The following is a 17,696-nucleotide window of genomic DNA, read 5'->3' on the forward strand; positions in this document are numbered from 1 at the left end:
ATGAAAGACGCACTGATCATTTTCGACACCACCTTGCGCGACGGCGAACAGAGCCCGGGCGCTTCGATGACGCGTGAGGAAAAACTGCGCATCGCCCGTCAGCTCGAGCGCATGCGCGTCGACGTCATCGAGGCCGGCTTCGCCGCCGCCTCCAATGGCGACTTCGAGGCCGTGCGCTCGATTGCGGAAGCCATCAAGGAGTCCACCGTGTGCTCGCTGGCACGCGCCAACGAGAACGACATCCGGCGTTCGGGCGAGGCCATTCGCCCGGCCGCACGCGGCCGCATCCACACCTTCATCGCCACCAGCCCGATCCACATGGAGAAAAAGCTGCGCATGACGCCCGACCAGGTCGTCGAGCAGGCCGTGAAGGCGATCGGCTGGGCGCGTGAATACACCGACGACGTCGAGTTCTCGGCCGAGGATGCGGGGCGCTCCGAGCTCGATTTCCTGGTGCGCATCTTCGATGCCGTCATCCAGGCCGGAGCAAGGACCATCAACGTGCCCGACACCGTCGGCTACAACGTGCCGGAGCAATACGCGGCGACCATCCGCAGCCTGATCGAGCGTGTGCCCAACTCCGACAAGGTGGTGTGGTCGGTGCACTGTCACAACGACCTCGGCCTTGCAGTGGCGAACTCACTGGCCGCAGTGTGTGCGGGCGCACGCCAGGTCGAATGCACGATCAATGGGCTCGGTGAACGTGCCGGCAACGCGGCGCTGGAAGAAATCGTCATGGCGGTGCGTACGCGCGCCGACGTGTTTCCGGTGGAGACGCGCATCGACACCACGCAGATCGTGCCGGCCTCCAAACTGGTGTCACAGATCACCGGCTATCCGGTGCAGCCGAACAAGGCCATCGTCGGCGCCAATGCCTTCGCCCACGAGTCCGGCATCCACCAGGATGGTGTGCTCAAGCATCGCGAGACCTACGAAATCATGCGCGCCGAGGATGTGGGCTGGGGCGCAAACAAGCTGGTGCTGGGCAAGCACTCGGGTCGCAACGCCTTCCGCGCCCGCCTGCAGGCCCTGGGAATCGAGATCGAAGGCGAGGAGACCCTCAATCACGCTTTCGCACGCTTCAAGGAACTCGCCGACAAGAAGCATGAGATCTTCGATGAAGATCTGCACGCGCTGATACGCGACGAAATCGTCACCCCCGAAACCGAGCATTTCCGCCTCGTCTCGAGCCGCTTCCACTCGGAGACCGGAGAGACGCCGCGCGCGGAGCTGACTCTGGTCATCGACGGCCAGGAACGTCAGGCCTGCGCCGAAGGCTCTGGCCCGGTCGATGCCGCCTTCAAGGCCATAGAGGCGATCGCCGCCAGCGGCAGCGAGTTGCTACTGTACTCGGTCAATGCGATCACCACCGGCACCGACGCTCAGGGCGAGGTCACCGTGCGGCTGGCCAAGGAGGGTCGGGTGATGGATGGCCAGGGCGCCGACACCGACATCATCGTGGCGTCCGCGAAAGCCTATCTGAACGCGCTCAACAAGCTGCAAACCAGCGCCAGGCGATTGAATCCGCAGATCTGAAGCCACCCCACCGCCTTCAGCGAACGCCCCGCTGACCCATCGCCGGGTCGCGGGGCGTTTTTTGTGGCTGGCGCCGCGCGCCGCAGCACCGAACTCAAGCTCCAGGCTGGGCGGAGGTCTGACGCGAGGGCGCGGTATTGCGTGCGTACATCATGGTGCTGAAGAAGAGCAGCACCGAAAGCGCAATTTCGATTCCGGCAAGCACGGCGGTCAGACCAGGATCGCTCGCGCGCAGCACACCTTCGGTCAGGTAGAGCAGGCACAGCATGGACAGCCACTGATAGGTGTAGCGCTTGCCGCGCAGAATGCCGAACACCGCCGGCAGCAAAGGCAGCGCCTTCAACATCATCCACGAGCCCCCCGGACGCAGCGGCGCCAGCCAGCCTTCCCACAGCACGCACAGAACAATCAGGGCCAGCAAGCTGAAGCTGGCGCCGAAATACAGCACACGCGGGCTCATCGCTCACCCGCCAGGCGCAATGCCACTTCGGCCAGTCGGCGGCCCTGGGCGCGCGCGAGCTCGATCTCTTCAGCCGTCAACACCGCCACCCCGTCAGCTCCGGCGACATGGGTGGCACCATAGGGTGTGCCGCCGCTGCGCGTGGTGTTGAGCGCGCTCTCCGAAAACGGGATGCCCAGCAACAGCATGCCGTGATGCAGCAGGGGCACCATCATCGTCAACAAGGTGCTCTCCTGCCCACCGTGCAGGCTGGCGGAGGAGGAAAAGACACAGGCGGGCTTGCCTGTCAGCGCTCCATTGACCCACACCCCGGCCAGCCCATCGATAAAATACTTCATTGGCGCAGCCATGTTGCCAAAGCGGGTCGGACTGCCCAGCGCCAGCCCGACACAGTCGGCGAGGTCACTCGCTTCGACATAGGGCGGGCCGTCAGCGGGTACCTCGTCTTCCACCGCCTCGCACACGGTCGACACACGAGGCACGGTGCGCACCCGCGCCGCAGCGCCGGGCACCTGATGGATGCCGATGGCAATCTGCTCGGCCAGCGCACGGACCGAACCACGGTGGCTGTAATAAAGGACCAGGATTTCCTGCATGACCGACCAGAAAGACTTGAATGCGGGAATTATACCGTCCGCACCGCCCCTCCCCGCCTCTGGGCTCAATTCGGCTCAGATGGGATAAGGGTCGATCTCGTACTGGAACAATTCAACGCTGGTGGTCTGCATGTCCAGACCCAGCGCGCGGCCCTGCGCCACATACAGCTGCGCGCCCTCGCGCAGAAAAATGAAGCGACGCGATGTGTAAGTACCCGCAGGTGCGAGGAAAGCCGCATGCCGGCGCACAGGCTCCATCACCGGCAAGGCCAGCGCCGGCGCCACGCCACGCAGCGGCGTGCCGCGAAAAGCCACCTGTACCGCCGAATAGGACAGTGCCAGCACCTGCAGCCCCAGTTCGACCTGGTCGGGGTTGTCACTGCGCACCCAACGCACCACGCACACGGTCCACGAGGTCTCGCCAGGGCGCCTCAAGCCAAGCACGACTCCGCTCGACAGCTCCCCCTTGATGCCAGCGATGTTCATGATCGCGTACCCACCCGGGCTCTCATTGAGTACCTGCCACTCCACCACACGATCGGCCTCCTCCCGGCCGCGGGCAAGTTCCCACAGCGCCCGCAAGCCCACGCAGACCTGCACCATGTAGTGATGCGGCCGTCGCCGCTGCGTGCGCAGCGGCGGACTCAGCCAGCGCTCGCGCAGCGTGCGCAGCAAGGCAAGGACCTCGATCGGCGTCAAACCGAGCGGCAGCGCCTCGTCCTCAGCATCGAGCATCTCGACTTCAGCCATATCCACCGCCGCCATCTCACCACCGCCTTCGGCACCGGCTATGACCGCCTCAAGCTGCCGTATGCGCGCCAGCAGCGCCGGGTCGAAGGGCGCCGCACTGAAGTGACGCACATCGCCGCCCGCAGGAGGCAGTCTGCGCGCGCTCGACACCGGCGCTGCATCAGCGCTGACAAGCACCCACCAGGCGTTCTCGGTCGACTCCTCGCTGGCCGCCGGCAGCACCGCCGGCTGTTGGGCGGCGAGGAAGTCGGCAATCCAGTTCAGTTGGCGCGCGGTAAAACTCTCGGGCTGTGCGGCCGCCATCAGCGCCATTGAAGCGTAGGACAGGTCGCCTGGCAGTTCGCCGGCAAGGCGATGCGCGAACGCCCACAGACCGAGCGGCGCGCTTGCCGCTGACATTGCCGAAACGACGAAAGCCTCATGACACAGCAGCAGCGCAAGGCGCACGCGCGCCTCCCTGTCCGCGCGCTCAGCTCGCGCGGCGCCCGGTCCCGTGCTGGCCGCCTCAGCCTCGAGGCCCTGAGCGATTGCGAGCAGCGCACGGGCCAGCCGGGTCACCACCACATGCAGGGCACGCGGCAAGGGCAAGCCGACTTCCTGCAAGCTGGATCTGACCCGGGCGCTGATGTCGAGCGCTCGCGTCGCCGCAGACTCCATGAGGCGGCTCGACGCAGCGCGATCCGGATCGGCGTCCTGCAACGCACCAAGGTGCGCGCGCAAGGCGTCGAGATCGTCCGCCACCTCATCGGCCGGCTCGGCTTCTAGCCAGCGCCGGAAGCTGTCCGTCTCATCGTCATCGGCTACGCGCGCGGCCTGTATCATCGGGAACTGGGAAGAATGTCCAAGCGCGTCATTTTAGACATGTTTGAATCAATCAATCTGTACGAAACTCATCCCCGACCGACTGAAGCCGCAAACGCGCTTCAAACGCCCCCGGCAGACTCCAGTGCAGCACACAATCGCTTGTGCACTGAATCAATCATGACTTGCCCTCGACGGGGCTTTACCCTAGAATCCTTCGTCTTTCGCCTCTATCGATCAGGAACACCTCAGATGGTCGTCATTCGCCTTGCCCGTGGTGGCGCCAAAAAGCGCCCCTTCTTCAACATCGTCGCCGCTGATTCCCGTGATCGCCGCGACGGTCGCTTCATCGAGCGCGTGGGTTACTACAACCCGGTCGCATCCGGCGGCGCGCAGAACCTCGTCATCAATGCCGAGCGTCTGGCCTACTGGCAGCAAAACGGCGCGCAGCTGTCGCCGACCGTTGCCCGTCTGGCCAAGCAGGCTGCCAAGGCGGCCGCCTGATCAGCAGCGGTCTGCCCCGGCGGATCAAGGCATGATCGTACTGGGGCGCATCGTCGCCCCTTTTGGCGTTCAGGGCTGGGTGAAGATTCACCCCTTTGGTGACGACCCCGCCGAGTGGCGGCATATGCCGCAGTGGTGGCTGAGCACCGACGACAAGGCGCCGCCTGAACAGTGGGTAGCCTACACGCTCAAGGCGTGCCGAGTGCACGGCAAGAGTCTGGTCGCTGCGCTCGGCGAAGTGCCGGATCGCAACGCGGCGGAGGCCGTCGATGGCTATTTCATCGGCGCCCCGCGTGAAGCGCTGCCCCAGCCCGCCACCGACGAATACTACTGGGGTGACCTTGTCGGACTGGAGGTCATCAACGAAGCGGACAACAGCCTGGGAATGGTCCAGGGCCTGCTGTCCACCGGCGCCCACGACGTATTGCAGGTAAAGGACGACAAGGTCGAGCGTTTGATTCCTTTCGTTGCTGCCTACGTCCTGGATGTAGACCTTGGCGCGCGCCGCATTCGTGTCGCCTGGGGTGAGGACTGGTAGCGGTGAAGCCACGGCCTGAAGCCGAAGCCGTGCATGAAGGATCAAGGGTAAGCATTGCGAGCGGACTGCGTCGCTACGATGTCATCACCCTGTTCCCGGAGATGTTCGCGGCCCTCACCGCGAGTGGCATCACACGCCGGGCGAAGGATAGAGGCCTGTACGCGCTGGACTTTCACAACCCGCGCGATTTCACCAGCGATCCGCATCGCACGGTGGATGACAGGCCCTACGGTGGCGGCCCCGGCATGGTGATGCTGGCCGAACCGCTGATGCAGTCGATTGCGGCAGCGCGTGAGGCACAGCAGGCTGCCATCGGAACGGCGGGCCCGGTCTTGTATCTGTCGCCTCAAGGTCGCAGGCTGGACCAGGCGATGGTGATGGAACTGGCGGCACAGACAGGACTGATCCTGCTCTGCGGCCGTTACGAGGGCATTGATCAGCGCGTCATCGAACGCGCGGTGGATGCTGAAGTCTCGCTCGGCGACTTCGTGTTGTCAGGCGGTGAATTGCCCGCCATGGTGTTGCTTGACGCCATCGTGCGGCAACTGCCAGGCGCATTGAACACGGCCGACTCGGCGCAGGAGGACTCCTTTGCCGACGGCCTGCTGGACTGTCCGCACTACACGCGGCCAGAGTTGTACGCAGATGAAAAGGTGCCCGAGGTCTTGCTGTCGGGCAACCATGCAGCGATCCGGCGCTGGCGGCTGAAGCAGTCGCTGGGCCGCACGGCGCTGCGTCGACCCGACTTGTTGAGCGGGCGACCATTGAGCAAGACCGAATTGAAACTGCTTGAGGAATTCAGGCAGGAGCAAGCCGGGGCAGAAGGCAGCAACAGCGCCTGAAAACCCCTGTCATAAACGGCACGCACCAGGCATTGTCCTGCTCTGCGGCCAGGCCGATGCACGGACAAAGGCCCACAACATTGATGGAGTAGTTGCAATGAACCTGATTGAGCAGCTCGAACAGGAAGAAATCGCCCGCCTGACCGAAGGCGGCAAGGTCATCCCGGAATTCGCCCCTGGCGACACCGTGATCGTCCAGGTCAAGGTCAAGGAAGGCACGCGCGAGCGTCTGCAGGCGTATGAGGGCGTGGTGATCGCGAAGCGTAACCGCGGCCTGAACTCGGCCTTCATCGTGCGCAAGATCTCCTCCGGTGAAGGCGTGGAGCGCACCTTCCAGACCTACTCGCCCCTGGTGGCCGGTATCGAAGTGAAGCGTCGCGGTGACGTCCGCCGCGCCAAGCTCTACTACCTGCGCCAGCGTTCGGGCAAGTCCGCACGCATCAAGGAAAAGCTCGACTACAAGGCGGCCGCTGCCAAGCGCGCCGCGCAGCAACAGAAGCTGCAGCAGCAACAGCAACAGGCCTGACCGGCATTGCTGTGAGACACCAGAACGGGCCTTCGGGCCCGTTTTTCATGGGTGTCGTTGGCACTGGGCGAAAACCCTGCCGGAGCCTGTCGGCCGTATGTACAAGACGCCTCAGCGCCGTTCCACGTAGTAAAGAATTCCGCCGGCGGCAGCAAGGAAGATGAGGCTGGGAGTGAGCGCCGCCAGCAGTGGTGGCCAGGCGTTGATCATTCCCAGGTTGGAAAACAGACCGTTGAGCAGATGAAAGCCCACACCCAGCATCACGCCCATGAAGATGCGCGCACTCGCCGCCCCCATGCGGTCGTGGATGAAGCCAAAGGGCAGCGCCAGCGCCATCATCACCAGAATGGCAAAGGGGTAGCTCAGCTTCTTCCACAGGGCGATCTCGAAACGATCGGTGCTCTGCTGGTTGTCGCGCAAATGCTGGATGTAGGTCCACAGCTTGGCCAGCGGCATGTGCTCCGGCCCGACCATCAACACTCCCAGCACCTCGGGTGACAGGTCCGAGCGCCAGACAATCTCCGGCAAGCGCTCCACCTCGGTACGATCTGCCAGGAAGCGGGTGCGCGTCACGTCCTGCAGGCGCCACTGATCGGTGCCGTCATGCACGCCACGCCTAGCCTCGCTGATCGACACCAGCGCATAGTCGGCGTCGAATTCGTACACGCGCGCATTGAGCATCGTCCGGTCCGGCAGCATGGTGCGCACATTGATCACCAAGACGCCGTCCTTCACCCACAGGCCCGAGCGCAGCTGCTGCGACACGTTGGCCTTGGTCGCGGTCAGCTTCCATTCCTGCGCTGCGCTCTCTGCCGGCGGCGCCACGTACTCGCCAATCAGGAAGGTGAGCACGACGAACACGCTGCCGATCAAGGCCAGCATGCGCATCAACAGCAGGTTCGACATCCCCGACGCCCGCATCACGGTGATTTCGGAGTGACGCGCCAGGGTCGCCAGCGCATACAAGGTGCCGATCAGCACCGCGACCGGGAACAGCTCATAGACACGGCCGGGCAGGATGAGCGCCACATAGACCGCCGCGTCATAGAGCTGATAGCCGCTCTTGCCGACATCTTCGAGTTCGTTGACGAAATCGAAGAAGGCAAACAGGCCAAGAAAAGCAGCCAGCACCAGCGCAACGGCCAGGTAGACTTCGCGTGCGAGATAGCGAAACAGCACACTCATGACGACCTCGCACGCCAGAATGGGGAAACCGCCAGGCGCTTGTAAAACAGCGCGCCAAGCAGCGCGAGCACGATCACATGCGGCAGCAAGAGCGCGAGGGCGAAGTCCACCCGCCCCTGTGACACCCAGCCCTGGAACACCGAGATGGCATTGCTGTAGATGAGATAGGTGAGCAACGCGATCAACAGGCCGTTGGCCCGCCCCGCGCGCGGATTGACGAAGGACAGCGGAATCGCAAGCAAGGCCAGCAGCAAGGCCGACAGCGGCACGCCAATGCGGCCGAGCAATTCGCCCAGGCTGCGCGCATCGCCCTGCGCCAGCAGCACGGCGGTAGGCAGGCCGCGCACACGCGAAGGCTGGGCCAGGACCGGCTTCTGCTCGATCTGCACCTCGTAGCGCTCGAACTCCATCACCCGATACTGCGGCGTGCCGGGCTGGCCATCATAGCGCCGGCCATGCTCGAGCACGACGAAGCTCTGCCCGTCGGCGCCCTTGCTCAGATAGCCTTCGGCCGACGCGATCACCACCAGCTGCCCATCACGCGTCTCTTCGCTGACGAACACATTTCGCACCCGGCCATCCACCCCCGCCCCCACCTCGACGAAAAACACCCGCCGCGCCCCCGAGGATTCGCGGAACACGCCCGGCGCAATGCGCTGGGTGTCGTCACGACTGTCGATGCGGTCCCGATATTCGCCACTTTGCTGCTGCGCCCACGGGCTCAGGAACAGCGAGCCAGCGCCGATCACGAGCACCAGCGGCAGGGCAAACATCAGCACCGGCCGAATCCAGGCGGTGAGCGGCACACCGGCGGCAAACCAGACCACCATTTCCGAGTCACGATAACTGCGCGACAGCGAGATCAGAATCGCGATGAACAGGGTCAGGCTCAGCACCGTGGGCAGTTGCGCCAGAGCGCCAAAGCCGATGAGGGCGAGCACGGCGTCAGCGGGCACGCGCCCACCCGCGGCCTGGCCGAGCAGACGAATGAGCACGGTCGAGATCAGGATCGCGAACAGTGCAATGAAGACCGCAGCGGCGGTTCGACTGAATTCCCGCTGAAGGGCGCGGCGGAAGATCATCGCGCGAAGGGACCGATGAGCCAGATGGCGTTTGGGAAGGGTTTTTGACGGCTTGCTCACGAAGGCGCCATAATCGGCAGCAGTCCGCAAGACGCGTCATTCCAAGGAAAAAGCTGATGGAATTTACCATAAAGACCGGTTCGCCGGCGAAATCCAGAACCGGCATCCTCGTCCTCGGCGCCTTCGCCGACGGCGTCCTGCCTGCGCCGACAGCAGCGGTCGATGCGGCCGCCGAAGGCCGTATTTCCCAGCTTCTCAAGCGTGGCGACCTCGACGACAAGGCCGGCTCCACGCTGCTGCTGTCCGGGCTGGACGGCAGCCATGCCGAACGCGTGCTGCTGGTCAGCCTCGGCAAGCAGGACGAGTTCGGTGACAAGGCCTATCGCGACGCGCTCGCCGCCACCGCCAAGGTCCTCGCCGCAACAGCGGCCAAGGATGCGGTGGTCGCGCTGGCCGACGTGGCGCTGGCGCAGCGCGCGCTGGCCTGGCGATTGCAGCAGGCCAGCCGCATCCTCGCCGACGGCGCCTATCGTTTCGACGCGCTGAAGTCCACCAAGGACAAGAAAGAGCGCGGCGTGAAAAAAGCGGTGCTGATGATCGAAGCCGAAGTTGACGCCATAACCGACGCAAAATCCGACACCAAAGCCAAGTCCAAACCCGCCGCCGAACTCGACAGCGCCGTGCGCCAGGGCCAGGCGATCGCCACCGGCATGGCGCTGGCGAAGGATCTGGGCAACCTGCCGGGCAACATGTGCACCCCCGCCCACCTCGCCGAAACCGCCGTGGCGCTGGGCAAGGAACACAAGTTCGAGGTCGAAGTGCTCGAACGTGCCGACATGGAAAAGCTCGGCATGGGCTCCTTCCTGTCGGTTGCGCGCGGCTCGCACCAGCCGCCCAAATTCATCGTCATGAGCTACAAGGGCGGCAAGGCAAAGGCCAAACCCATCGTGCTCGTCGGCAAGGGCATCACCTTCGACACCGGCGGCATCTCGCTCAAGCCTGCGGCCGAAATGGACGAGATGAAGTACGACATGTGTGGCGCCGCCAGCGTGCTGGGCACCTTCAAGGCGATCGCGCAGATGGGGCTGGCGCTCAATGTCGTCGGCCTCATCCCCAGCACCGAGAACATGCCCGGTGGCGGCGCGACCAAGCCGGGCGATGTCGTCACCTCCATGTCCGGCCAGACCATAGAAGTGCTCAACACCGACGCCGAAGGCCGCCTCATCCTGTGCGACGCGCTCACCTACGCCGAGCGCTTCAAGCCCGAGTGCGTGATCGACATCGCCACCCTGACCGGCGCCTGCCTGGTTGCGCTGGGCAAGGTCGCCAGTGGCCTGCTCGCCAACGACGACGAGCTCGCCGCCGAGATCCTGCAACGCGGCACCGAATCGGGCGACCGCGCCTGGCAGCTGCCGCTGTGGGACGAGTACCAGGAGCTGCTCAAGAGCAATTTCGCCGACATGGGCAATATCGGCGGCCGCTTCGCCGGCACCATCACCGCCGCCTGCTTCCTGTCGCTCTTCACCAAGGCCTACAAATGGGCCCACCTCGACATTGCTGGCACGGCTTGGGTGTCGGGTGAGGCCAAGGGTGCGACCGGCCGGCCGGTGCCGTTGCTGGCAGCCTTCCTCATCGCCCGCGCTCAGGCCCACTGAGCGGCCCCGCTGCCATGGCACCGCGCGTGCAGTTCTATCACAACACCCCCGACCCGCTCGCGCTCGCCTGCGAGCTGGTCGGGCGCGCCTATGGCAGCGGGCGCAAGGTCGTGGTGCGCATGCCCGACGAGGCCAGCGCGCAGGTGCTGGACCGCATGCTGTGGACGCATGAACGACTCACCTTCATTCCGCACGTGCTGCAGGATTCGCCGCTGGCCGGAGAAACACCGATCGTGATCGCGAGCGCTGCGGACACGAGCGCCGCCGTGGGCAAGCCGCTCTGGCCGCACACCGACATGCTCTTCAACCTCGCGCCGGATCTGCCGCCGGCTTACCCGGACTTCAAGCTCGTGGTGGAGATCGTGAGCCAGCGCGAAGCCGACAAGCTGCCCGCACGCGCGCGCTGGACGCAATACCGTGAGCGCGGCCTGACCTTGAAGGCCTTCGACGCCGAGCTCAGGGTGGCGCTATGAAAGACTGGCCTCCCCTGCATGCCGATGCCGACGCGGAGCTCGAGCGCGCCGACGACCTGCTCGATCAGGCCGATGCGCTGCTGAGTCGTCACCGCATGCCCCCGGAAGCGCAAGCCCTTGCCAGACCCATGACACGGCCGCATCCCGATGTCTCCGGGCACGACGCGCTGGCCTACTGCGACAACCCGCTCGCCGACGACGATGACCTGCCCATCCTCACCGAGATCGTGGATGAACTCGAGCTCCCGCCCGAGCGCACCGAACAGGCGGCACGCCCCCTGCCGCCGCTGTCGGCGAGCGCGGCGTTGACGGCGTCAGTGAGCACAGCCTTCAGCGCCTCACCCATCGCCGAGCCGAGCCCTCCCAGCACTCCCAGCACCCCGGGCGCGCCCAGCGCGACGGCAAGGATGAGCACCGAGGATCGCATCACCTACCAGATCGCCGAGCGCCTGGTCGAGCTTGACACCCAGATCGCGCGCAGCATCAACGAGTGGATGGACAAGGAGCTCCCCCAGCTCCTGCAGCGCCAGCTCGAGCACCTCAGCGAACAGCTGCAGACCGAGATGCAGGCGCACCTGCGCGCCACCTTGCTGCCCGAGCTCTCCGCCCACATCAGCGCTCAGCTCGAACTCACGCCGGCCACGACCCCACCCCCTGCCAAGCGCTGAACCTGCGCCGCCGCATTACTGCGGCAGTTGAGGCCATGTACACACGCCCGGCGGGGGTGGCGGGTCGATCCGCTATAATCCGCGTTTTGCCTTCACGCGCGTAAAACACCATGGAACTGGCCAAGAGCTTCGAGCCCGCTGACATTGAACGGCGCTGGTACCCGGAATGGGAATCCCGCGGCTATTTCGACGCCGGACTCGACAAGTCGAACCCCAACGCCTTCTGCATTCTGCTGCCGCCGCCCAATGTCACCGGAACGCTGCACATGGGGCACGGCTTCAACCAGACGCTCATGGACGCGCTCACGCGCTACCACCGCATGCGCGGCGACAACACGCTGTGGCAGCCGGGCACCGACCACGCCGGCATCGCCACCCAGATCGTCGTCGAACGCCAGCTCGACGCCCAGGGCATCAGCCGCCACGACCTCGGCCGCGAGAAGTTCCTCGAGAAGGTGTGGGAGTGGAAGGAATACTCCGGCGGCACCATCACCCGCCAGATGCGTCGTTTGGGCACCAGCCCGGACTGGAAGCGCGAACGCTTCACCATGGACGAGGGCCTGTCCACGACCGTCACCGAGACCTTCGTGCGTCTGTTCAAGGAAGGCCTGATCTACCGCGGCAAGCGCCTGGTAAATTGGGACCCCAAGCTCGGCACCGCGGTCTCCGATCTCGAAGTCGTCTCCGAAGAAGAAGACGGCAAGCTCTACCACATCCTCTACCCCTTCTCGGACGGCCCGATCGGTGAGCTGCGCGGCCTGACCGTGGCCACCACCCGCCCCGAGACCCTGCTCGGCGACGTCGCGGTGATGGTGCACCCCGAAGACGAACGCTACGCCCAGCTCATCGGCAAGACCGTCGCCCTGCCGCTGACCGGCCGCCACATCCCGATCATCGCCGACGACTATGTCGACCGCGAATTCGGCACCGGCTGCGTCAAGGTCACCCCCGCGCACGACTTCAACGACTACGCCGTCGGCCAGCGTCACCAGCTGGAGATGGTCGTCATCCTCAAGCTCGACGGCAGCATGCCAGCCGAGGCCGAGCGCTACAGTGCGGACGGCCAGGCCTGTGGCAGCTACCCGCTGCCCGCCGAGCTCGCCGGTCTGGACCGCGTCGAGGCGCGCGGGGCGGTAGTGACGAAGCTGGAGGCAGAAGGCGTGCTGATCGAGCTCAAGGCGCACAAGATGCAGGTGCCGCGCGGCGACCGCACCGGGGTGATCATCGAACCCATGCTCACCGACCAGTGGTTCGTCGCCATGAGCAAAGCGGGCGCGGACGGCAAGTCGATCACGCAAAAGGCGCTCGACGTCGTCGCCTCGGGCCAGATCAAGTTCTACCCGGAGAACTGGGTCAACACCTACAACCAGTGGCTGAACAACATCCAGGACTGGTGCATCTCGCGCCAGCTGTGGTGGGGCCACCGCATCCCGGCCTGGTACGACGCACACGAAAATGTCCATGTCGCCACCTCAGAGGCCGACGCCCGCGCACAGTTCGAGCGTCGCCTCGCCGAGATGGAAGACAAGGCACAGCACGCCGAGCAACAGGGGCGCAGCGACGAAGCCGGCCACATCCGCACGCAGCTGACCGAACTGCGCGCCAAGGGCCTGCGCCGCGACGAGGATGTGCTCGACACCTGGTACTCGTCCGCACTGTGGCCGTTTTCGACCCTGGACTGGACGGCAGACTGGCCGCAAAAGAGCAACGACGCACTCGACCTCTACCTGCCGTCCACGGTGCTGGTCACCGGCTTTGACATCATCTTCTTCTGGGTGGCGCGCATGGTCATGATGACCACCCATCTCACCGGCAAGATCCCGTTCAAGCACGTCTATGTGCATGGCCTGATCCGCGACGCCGAAGGCCAGAAGATGAGCAAGTCCAAGGGCAACGTGCTCGACCCCATCGACCTCATCGACGGTATCGCGCTCGACAAGCTGATCGAGAAGCGCACCACTGGTCTGATGAATCCGAAGCAGGCGCAGAGCATCGAGAAGAAGACGCGCAAGGAATTTCCCGAGGGCATCGCCGCCTTCGGCACCGACGCCCTGCGCTTCACCTTCGCCAGCCTCGCCAGCCCGGGCCGCGACATCAAGTTCGACCTCGCACGCTGCGAGGGCTATCGCAACTTCTGCAACAAGCTGTGGAACGCCACCCGCTTCGTGCTCATGAACTGCGAAGGCCAGGACTGCGGCATCGGCGAAAACGTCGCGTGCACGCGCGAGCAACTCGACTTCTCATTTGCCGACCGCTGGATCGTGTCGCGCCTGCAGCGCACCGAAGCCGAAGTCGCCACGCAGTTTGCGGCCTACCGCTTCGACCTCGTCTCGCGCGCGATCTACGAGTTTGTCTGGGACGAATACTGCGACTGGTATCTTGAGCTTGCCAAGGTGCAGATCCAGAGCGGCACCCCCGCGCAACAGCGCGCCACCCGCCGCAGCCTGCTGCGCGTGCTGGAGACGGTGCTGCGCCTGGCACACCCGCTCATCCCCTTCATCACCGAGGAGCTATGGCAAACCGTCGCTCCGCTCGCCGGACGCAAGGACTGCGACAGCCTGATGCAGGCGCGCTACCCGCAAGCCGACATGACGCGCATCGACGAGACCGCCGAGGCCAGGGTCACTGAGCTGAAGGCGATGATCTACGCCTGCCGCAACCTGCGCGGCGAGATGAACATCTCCCCCGCCCAGCGCCTGCCGCTGGTGGCCGCTGGCGACAAGACGGCGCTCACGCTGTACGCACCCTATCTTGCTGGCCTGGCCAAGCTCTCGGATGTGCACATCGTCGACGAGATTGCGGCCGAAGAACTGGCCCCGGTCGCCGTCGCCGGCGAGACCCGTCTGATGCTCAAGGTGGAAATCGACATCGACGCCGAGCGCGAGCGCCTGCACAAGGAGATCAATCGCCTCGAAGGCGAGATCGCCAAGGCCGAAGGCAAGCTTGGCAACGCCAGCTTCGTCGACCGCGCCCCGGCCAAGGTGGTGGAGCAGGAGCGTGCGCGCCTGGCCGGCTTCAAGGCCACGGTGGACCAACTGAAGCCGCAGCTGGCCAAGCTGGGTCGCTGACACCCGCGTGACACCCGCGCCGGCAGCGCGCCGGCGCCAGGCAAATGCGCCCGGACGGGCGGGCGCAAATGAAACGGGCTGCCCCACTCACAGGGCAGCCCGTTTCACATCGCGCAGCGACGGCGACAGCCTTACTTTCGCTTCAGAAAGAATTCAAAGGCCTTGTCCGCCGTCTCGCCATGTTTCAGCAGTTCATTGCCCGTCTGCTTGGCAAAGGCCTGAAAATCCTTCACTGCACCGGGGTCGGTCGCCACCACTCGCAACACCTGGTTCGGCTGCATCTCGGCCAGCGCCTTCTTGGCACGCAGGATCGGCAACGGGCAGTTCAGGCCACGCGCGTCCACTTCCTTCTCAAAATCCATCCTCTGTCCTCATTTTTTTGGATATCCGGAGCCAGCCGCCATTCTAATGTAAGGCCTGACGCATGGCACAGGCGCAGGCTTGCAAGCGCTCAGCGCTCGCGATCGCGGCGCTGCTCGAGCAGGCGCTGCTTGAGCTCGCGCAGGCGCGCATCAACCGCAGACAGTTCGTAAAAGTCGCCATCAGCCGCGCTACGCGCGATATCGAGCTGCTCCACGGCGGCGGGCAGGCTGCCGCGCAGCAGGTAGAACTCGGCCTGCGCACGGTGCTGTGCGGTGAGCTTGCCTTGCGCCGCATAGGCCCGGGACAGAAGCTGCCACAGTCGCGGATCCGTCTGGCGACGGTCGATCGCCTGGCGCAAGCCGGCTACCGCTGCCTCAGCCTGAGCGCCGTGGATGCGCGCATCGGCCAGCGCATAGACCAGGCTGCGACTGGATGGGAAGCTGCGGGTGGCGGCCTCGAGCGTGCGCACCGCGCCCGCAGCATCCTTGCGTGCGAGCGCAATTTCGCCCGCCAGCGTCTCCAGCCATGGCGATGGCGCGTGCTTGACACGCACGCGCTCGAGCGCCTTCGTCGCCTCATCGAGGCGGCCGGCGCGAAACAGCGCGCGGGCAAGACCATAAGCCAGCGCCAGGTCATCCGGCGCGCGCGCCAGCTGACTTTCCAGTTCGCTCACCGCATCAGCCGGCTGCCCGCTGTTGGCGCGCAGCTTGGCGCGCGAGAACAGAAAGTCGGGTGAATCCAGCACCTGCTTGTAAGGCATCGACGCCACGCGGTTCTCCATGTCGGCGATGCGCTCGGTGGTCAGCGGGTGGGTGCGCAGATAGGCGGGCGCGTTGTTCTCGTACATGCGCGTGACACGCTGCAGGCGCTCGAAGAAGCCCGGCATGCCGCGCACATCAAAGCCTGCGCTCTCCAGCGTCTCCAGTCCGGCGCGATCGGCCTCGCGCTCGAAGGCGCGCGTATAACCGAGCTGTGACTGGATCGCGCCGGCCTGGCCCGCGGCAATCGCCGCCTGGCTCACATCTGAATTGCTGCGCGCGGCCAGCACCGCCACCAGCAGCGATGCAATCATCAGCATCGCCGACTGACTCTGCTTGCCGACGATCTGTGCGATGTGGCGCTGGGTGACGTGTGCGATCTCGTGACCCAGTACCGAGGCGAATTCCGACTCGGTCTGCGCCGCCAGCAAGAGGCCGGTGTGCACGCCGATGAAACCCCCCGGCAGTGCAAACGCGTTCAGCGTGGGGTCATTGACGACAAAAAAATCGAACTCCAGACCGGGGCTATTACTCACCGCAGCGAGGCGGTGACCGATGCGGCTGAGGTACTCCTCGACCTCGGGATCGTCGAGATAGGTGGCGTCACGCCAGCGTATCTGGCTGATGATCTGTTCACCAATGCGGCGTTCGGCCGCCGGCGAGAGCTCGGACGAGGCCACATCCCCGAGGTCGGGCAGGTCGTAAGCCTGGACAGGCAGGGCCAGCGCAAGGCTGAGCAGCAGGGCAAGAGGTCGTCTCATCATTGAGTGCTATGATACCTGTCGATTTCAAAGCGTTCCCACGCCCATGTATCGAGACGTAGCAGCGCCGCGCCGGACACCGACTCACCGCACGCCGCCTCGCGCACCATGACCGCTTCCGCACAGAATCCCTTGGCCCAGAATCCCTTGTCCCAGAACCCTTTGACCCATTTCGACGCCGACGGTCAGGCCCACATGGTCGATGTCGGCGCCAAGGCCGAAACCCGTCGCGTGGCCATCGCCACAGGTCGCATCCTGATGCAGCCCGAGACCTTCGCCATGATCCGCGCCGGCACGGCGAAAAAAGGCGACGTGCTGGGCATCGCCCGCATTGCCGCCATCCAGGCCTCCAAGCGCAGCAGTGAGCTGATCCCGCTGTGTCACCCGATCCCGCTCACCCGCGTCACCGTCGACTTCGAACTCGACGAGGCCGAGTCTGCGCTGCGATGCACGGTCAACGCCGAGACGGTCGGACGCACCGGGGTGGAGATGGAGGCGCTGACCGCGGTCAGCCTTGGCCTGCTGACCATCTACGACATGTGCAAGGCCGTCGACCGCGGCATGCGTATCGAAGGCATCCAGTTGCTGGAAAAACTGGGCGGCAAGTCGGGGCACTGGAAGGCCTGAGCATCTGCGCCGCGGCTGAACGCGCGCCACCAAGGCAAGGCAGCGCTGCCATTTGGCCGCCCACAGCTCAGCGGCCCTGCGCCAGGTCCTCAGCCTCCACCTCGGCCAGCTCGGCCGCATCGAACAAGCGCGAGCGGGTGTGAAAGGCCTTGCCCGTGCTGCCTTCGAGCGAAAAGGTGCCGCCCTGGCCCTCGATCACGTCGATGATGAGCTGGGTGTGTTTCCAGTATTGATACTGCGCCTTGCCGATGTAGAAGGGTACGCCGCCAATCTCCCCCAGATGCACATCGCCGGCGCCGATCGTCAGATCGGTGGGCAGGTAGCAGTTGGCAGCGCTGTTGTCGCAGCAGCCCCCGGACTGGTGAAACATCAGCTCGGGGCCGTACTCGGCCTTGAGTTCCGCGATGAGTTCAAGCGCGGCGGGCGTGGCGAGGACTCGATCGACCATGGGACATCCCTCACAAAGCGAAAAACGACGGCAAGAAGCTGGGCATCAACCCGCC

At 65.1% G+C, this 17,696-nt stretch carries 18 protein-coding genes; 10 read left to right on the plus strand and 8 right to left on the minus strand.

Annotated elements, in window-relative coordinates; translation table 11 throughout:
• On the plus strand, positions 1-1,536 hold the full coding sequence (locus tag M622_RS23670) for a 2-isopropylmalate synthase (protein ID WP_021248050.1): 1,536 nt from the start codon (positions 1-3) through the stop codon (positions 1,534-1,536).
• Positions 1,537-1,630: 94 nt separating this feature from the next.
• Here M622_RS23670 and M622_RS23675 read toward each other — a convergent pair whose 3' ends face one another.
• The 3 genes from M622_RS23675 to M622_RS23685 all read right to left on the minus strand — a co-directional run bounded on the left by M622_RS23675 (position 1,631) and on the right by M622_RS23685 (position 4,164).
• Positions 1,631-1,996, minus strand: a complete 366-nt coding sequence (locus tag M622_RS23675) for a DUF2069 domain-containing protein (protein WP_021248051.1) — start codon at positions 1,994-1,996, stop codon at positions 1,631-1,633.
• Entirely contained in the window at positions 1,993-2,592 is a 600-nt protein-coding gene (wrbA, locus tag M622_RS23680; RefSeq protein WP_021248052.1) for an NAD(P)H:quinone oxidoreductase, read from the minus strand. Before wrbA ends, M622_RS23675 begins: the two co-directional genes overlap by 4 nt.
• A gap of 75 nt (positions 2,593-2,667) precedes the next feature.
• A complete protein-coding gene (locus M622_RS23685) occupies positions 2,668-4,164 on the minus strand; it encodes a cyclic-di-GMP receptor FimW-related protein (RefSeq protein WP_021248053.1) in 1,497 nt (498 codons plus the stop codon).
• 231 nt (positions 4,165-4,395) lie between these two features.
• On the opposite strand from M622_RS23685, the gene rpsP reads away from it, so the two are divergent.
• From rpsP to rplS, 4 genes are all read left to right on the plus strand, one after another.
• Positions 4,396-4,647: a 30S ribosomal protein S16 gene (gene rpsP / locus M622_RS23690; RefSeq protein ID WP_021248054.1), complete on the plus strand. Its 252-nt coding sequence runs from the start codon at positions 4,396-4,398 to the stop codon at positions 4,645-4,647.
• Between the two features lie 31 nt (positions 4,648-4,678).
• Positions 4,679-5,185, plus strand: a complete 507-nt coding sequence (gene rimM, locus M622_RS23695; RefSeq protein ID WP_021248055.1) for a ribosome maturation factor RimM — start codon at positions 4,679-4,681, stop codon at positions 5,183-5,185.
• Between the two features lie 53 nt (positions 5,186-5,238).
• On the plus strand, positions 5,239-6,027 hold the full coding sequence (gene trmD / locus M622_RS23700; RefSeq protein WP_370696027.1) for a tRNA (guanosine(37)-N1)-methyltransferase TrmD: 789 nt from the start codon (positions 5,239-5,241) through the stop codon (positions 6,025-6,027).
• Positions 6,028-6,124: 97 nt separating this feature from the next.
• The gene (gene rplS, locus M622_RS23705) at positions 6,125-6,553 is read left to right on the plus strand and encodes a 50S ribosomal protein L19 (RefSeq protein ID WP_021248057.1); all 429 of its coding nucleotides are present in this window, start codon (positions 6,125-6,127) and stop codon (positions 6,551-6,553) included.
• A gap of 111 nt (positions 6,554-6,664) precedes the next feature.
• On the opposite strand, the gene lptG is transcribed toward rplS, so the two are convergent.
• Together lptG and lptF are read right to left on the minus strand one after the other, a co-directional pair.
• A complete protein-coding gene (gene lptG, locus M622_RS23710) occupies positions 6,665-7,738 on the minus strand; it encodes an LPS export ABC transporter permease LptG (protein WP_021248058.1) in 1,074 nt (357 codons plus the stop codon).
• Positions 7,735-8,820 carry an LPS export ABC transporter permease LptF gene (gene lptF / locus M622_RS23715; protein ID WP_021248059.1) on the minus strand — a complete coding sequence of 362 codons (1,086 nt, stop codon included), beginning with the start codon at positions 8,818-8,820 and terminating at the stop codon, positions 7,735-7,737. The genes lptG and lptF overlap by 4 nt, the downstream gene beginning before the upstream one ends.
• Positions 8,821-8,936: 116 nt before the next feature.
• Between lptF and M622_RS23720 the strand changes: the two genes are divergently transcribed.
• The 4 genes from M622_RS23720 to M622_RS23735 all read left to right on the plus strand — a co-directional run bounded on the left by M622_RS23720 (position 8,937) and on the right by M622_RS23735 (position 14,684).
• A complete protein-coding gene (locus tag M622_RS23720; protein ID WP_021248060.1) occupies positions 8,937-10,475 on the plus strand; it encodes a leucyl aminopeptidase in 1,539 nt (512 codons plus the stop codon).
• Positions 10,476-10,489: 14 nt separating this feature from the next.
• Positions 10,490-10,948, plus strand: coding sequence for a DNA polymerase III subunit chi (locus M622_RS23725; protein ID WP_021248061.1), 459 nt, complete (start codon positions 10,490-10,492; stop codon positions 10,946-10,948).
• Positions 10,945-11,616, plus strand: a complete 672-nt coding sequence (locus M622_RS39255) for a hypothetical protein (protein ID WP_021248062.1) — start codon at positions 10,945-10,947, stop codon at positions 11,614-11,616. The genes M622_RS23725 and M622_RS39255 overlap by 4 nt, the downstream gene beginning before the upstream one ends.
• 110 nt (positions 11,617-11,726) lie before the next feature.
• Entirely contained in the window at positions 11,727-14,684 is a 2,958-nt protein-coding gene (locus tag M622_RS23735) for a valine--tRNA ligase (protein ID WP_021248063.1), read from the plus strand.
• A gap of 131 nt (positions 14,685-14,815) precedes the next feature.
• Here M622_RS23735 and M622_RS23740 read toward each other — a convergent pair whose 3' ends face one another.
• Together M622_RS23740 and M622_RS23745 are read right to left on the minus strand one after the other, a co-directional pair.
• Positions 14,816-15,046: a sulfurtransferase TusA family protein gene (locus tag M622_RS23740; RefSeq protein ID WP_021248064.1), complete on the minus strand. Its 231-nt coding sequence runs from the start codon at positions 15,044-15,046 to the stop codon at positions 14,816-14,818.
• A gap of 89 nt (positions 15,047-15,135) precedes the next feature.
• Positions 15,136-16,569: a M48 family metalloprotease gene (locus M622_RS23745; protein WP_021248065.1), complete on the minus strand. Its 1,434-nt coding sequence runs from the start codon at positions 16,567-16,569 to the stop codon at positions 15,136-15,138.
• 144 nt (positions 16,570-16,713) lie between these two features.
• On the opposite strand from M622_RS23745, the gene moaC reads away from it, so the two are divergent.
• Positions 16,714-17,193 (plus strand): cyclic pyranopterin monophosphate synthase MoaC, encoded by a 480-nt coding sequence (moaC, locus tag M622_RS23750; protein WP_031346251.1) that lies wholly within the window; start codon positions 16,714-16,716, stop codon positions 17,191-17,193.
• A gap of 67 nt (positions 17,194-17,260) precedes the next feature.
• Here moaC and M622_RS23755 read toward each other — a convergent pair whose 3' ends face one another.
• Positions 17,261-17,641, minus strand: coding sequence for a DUF779 domain-containing protein (locus tag M622_RS23755; protein WP_021248067.1), 381 nt, complete (start codon positions 17,639-17,641; stop codon positions 17,261-17,263).
• Positions 17,642-17,696: the final 55 nt, after the last annotated feature.

Source organism: Thauera terpenica 58Eu, assembly GCF_000443165.1.
Taxonomy (GTDB): Bacteria; Pseudomonadota; Gammaproteobacteria; order Burkholderiales; family Rhodocyclaceae; genus Thauera; species Thauera terpenica.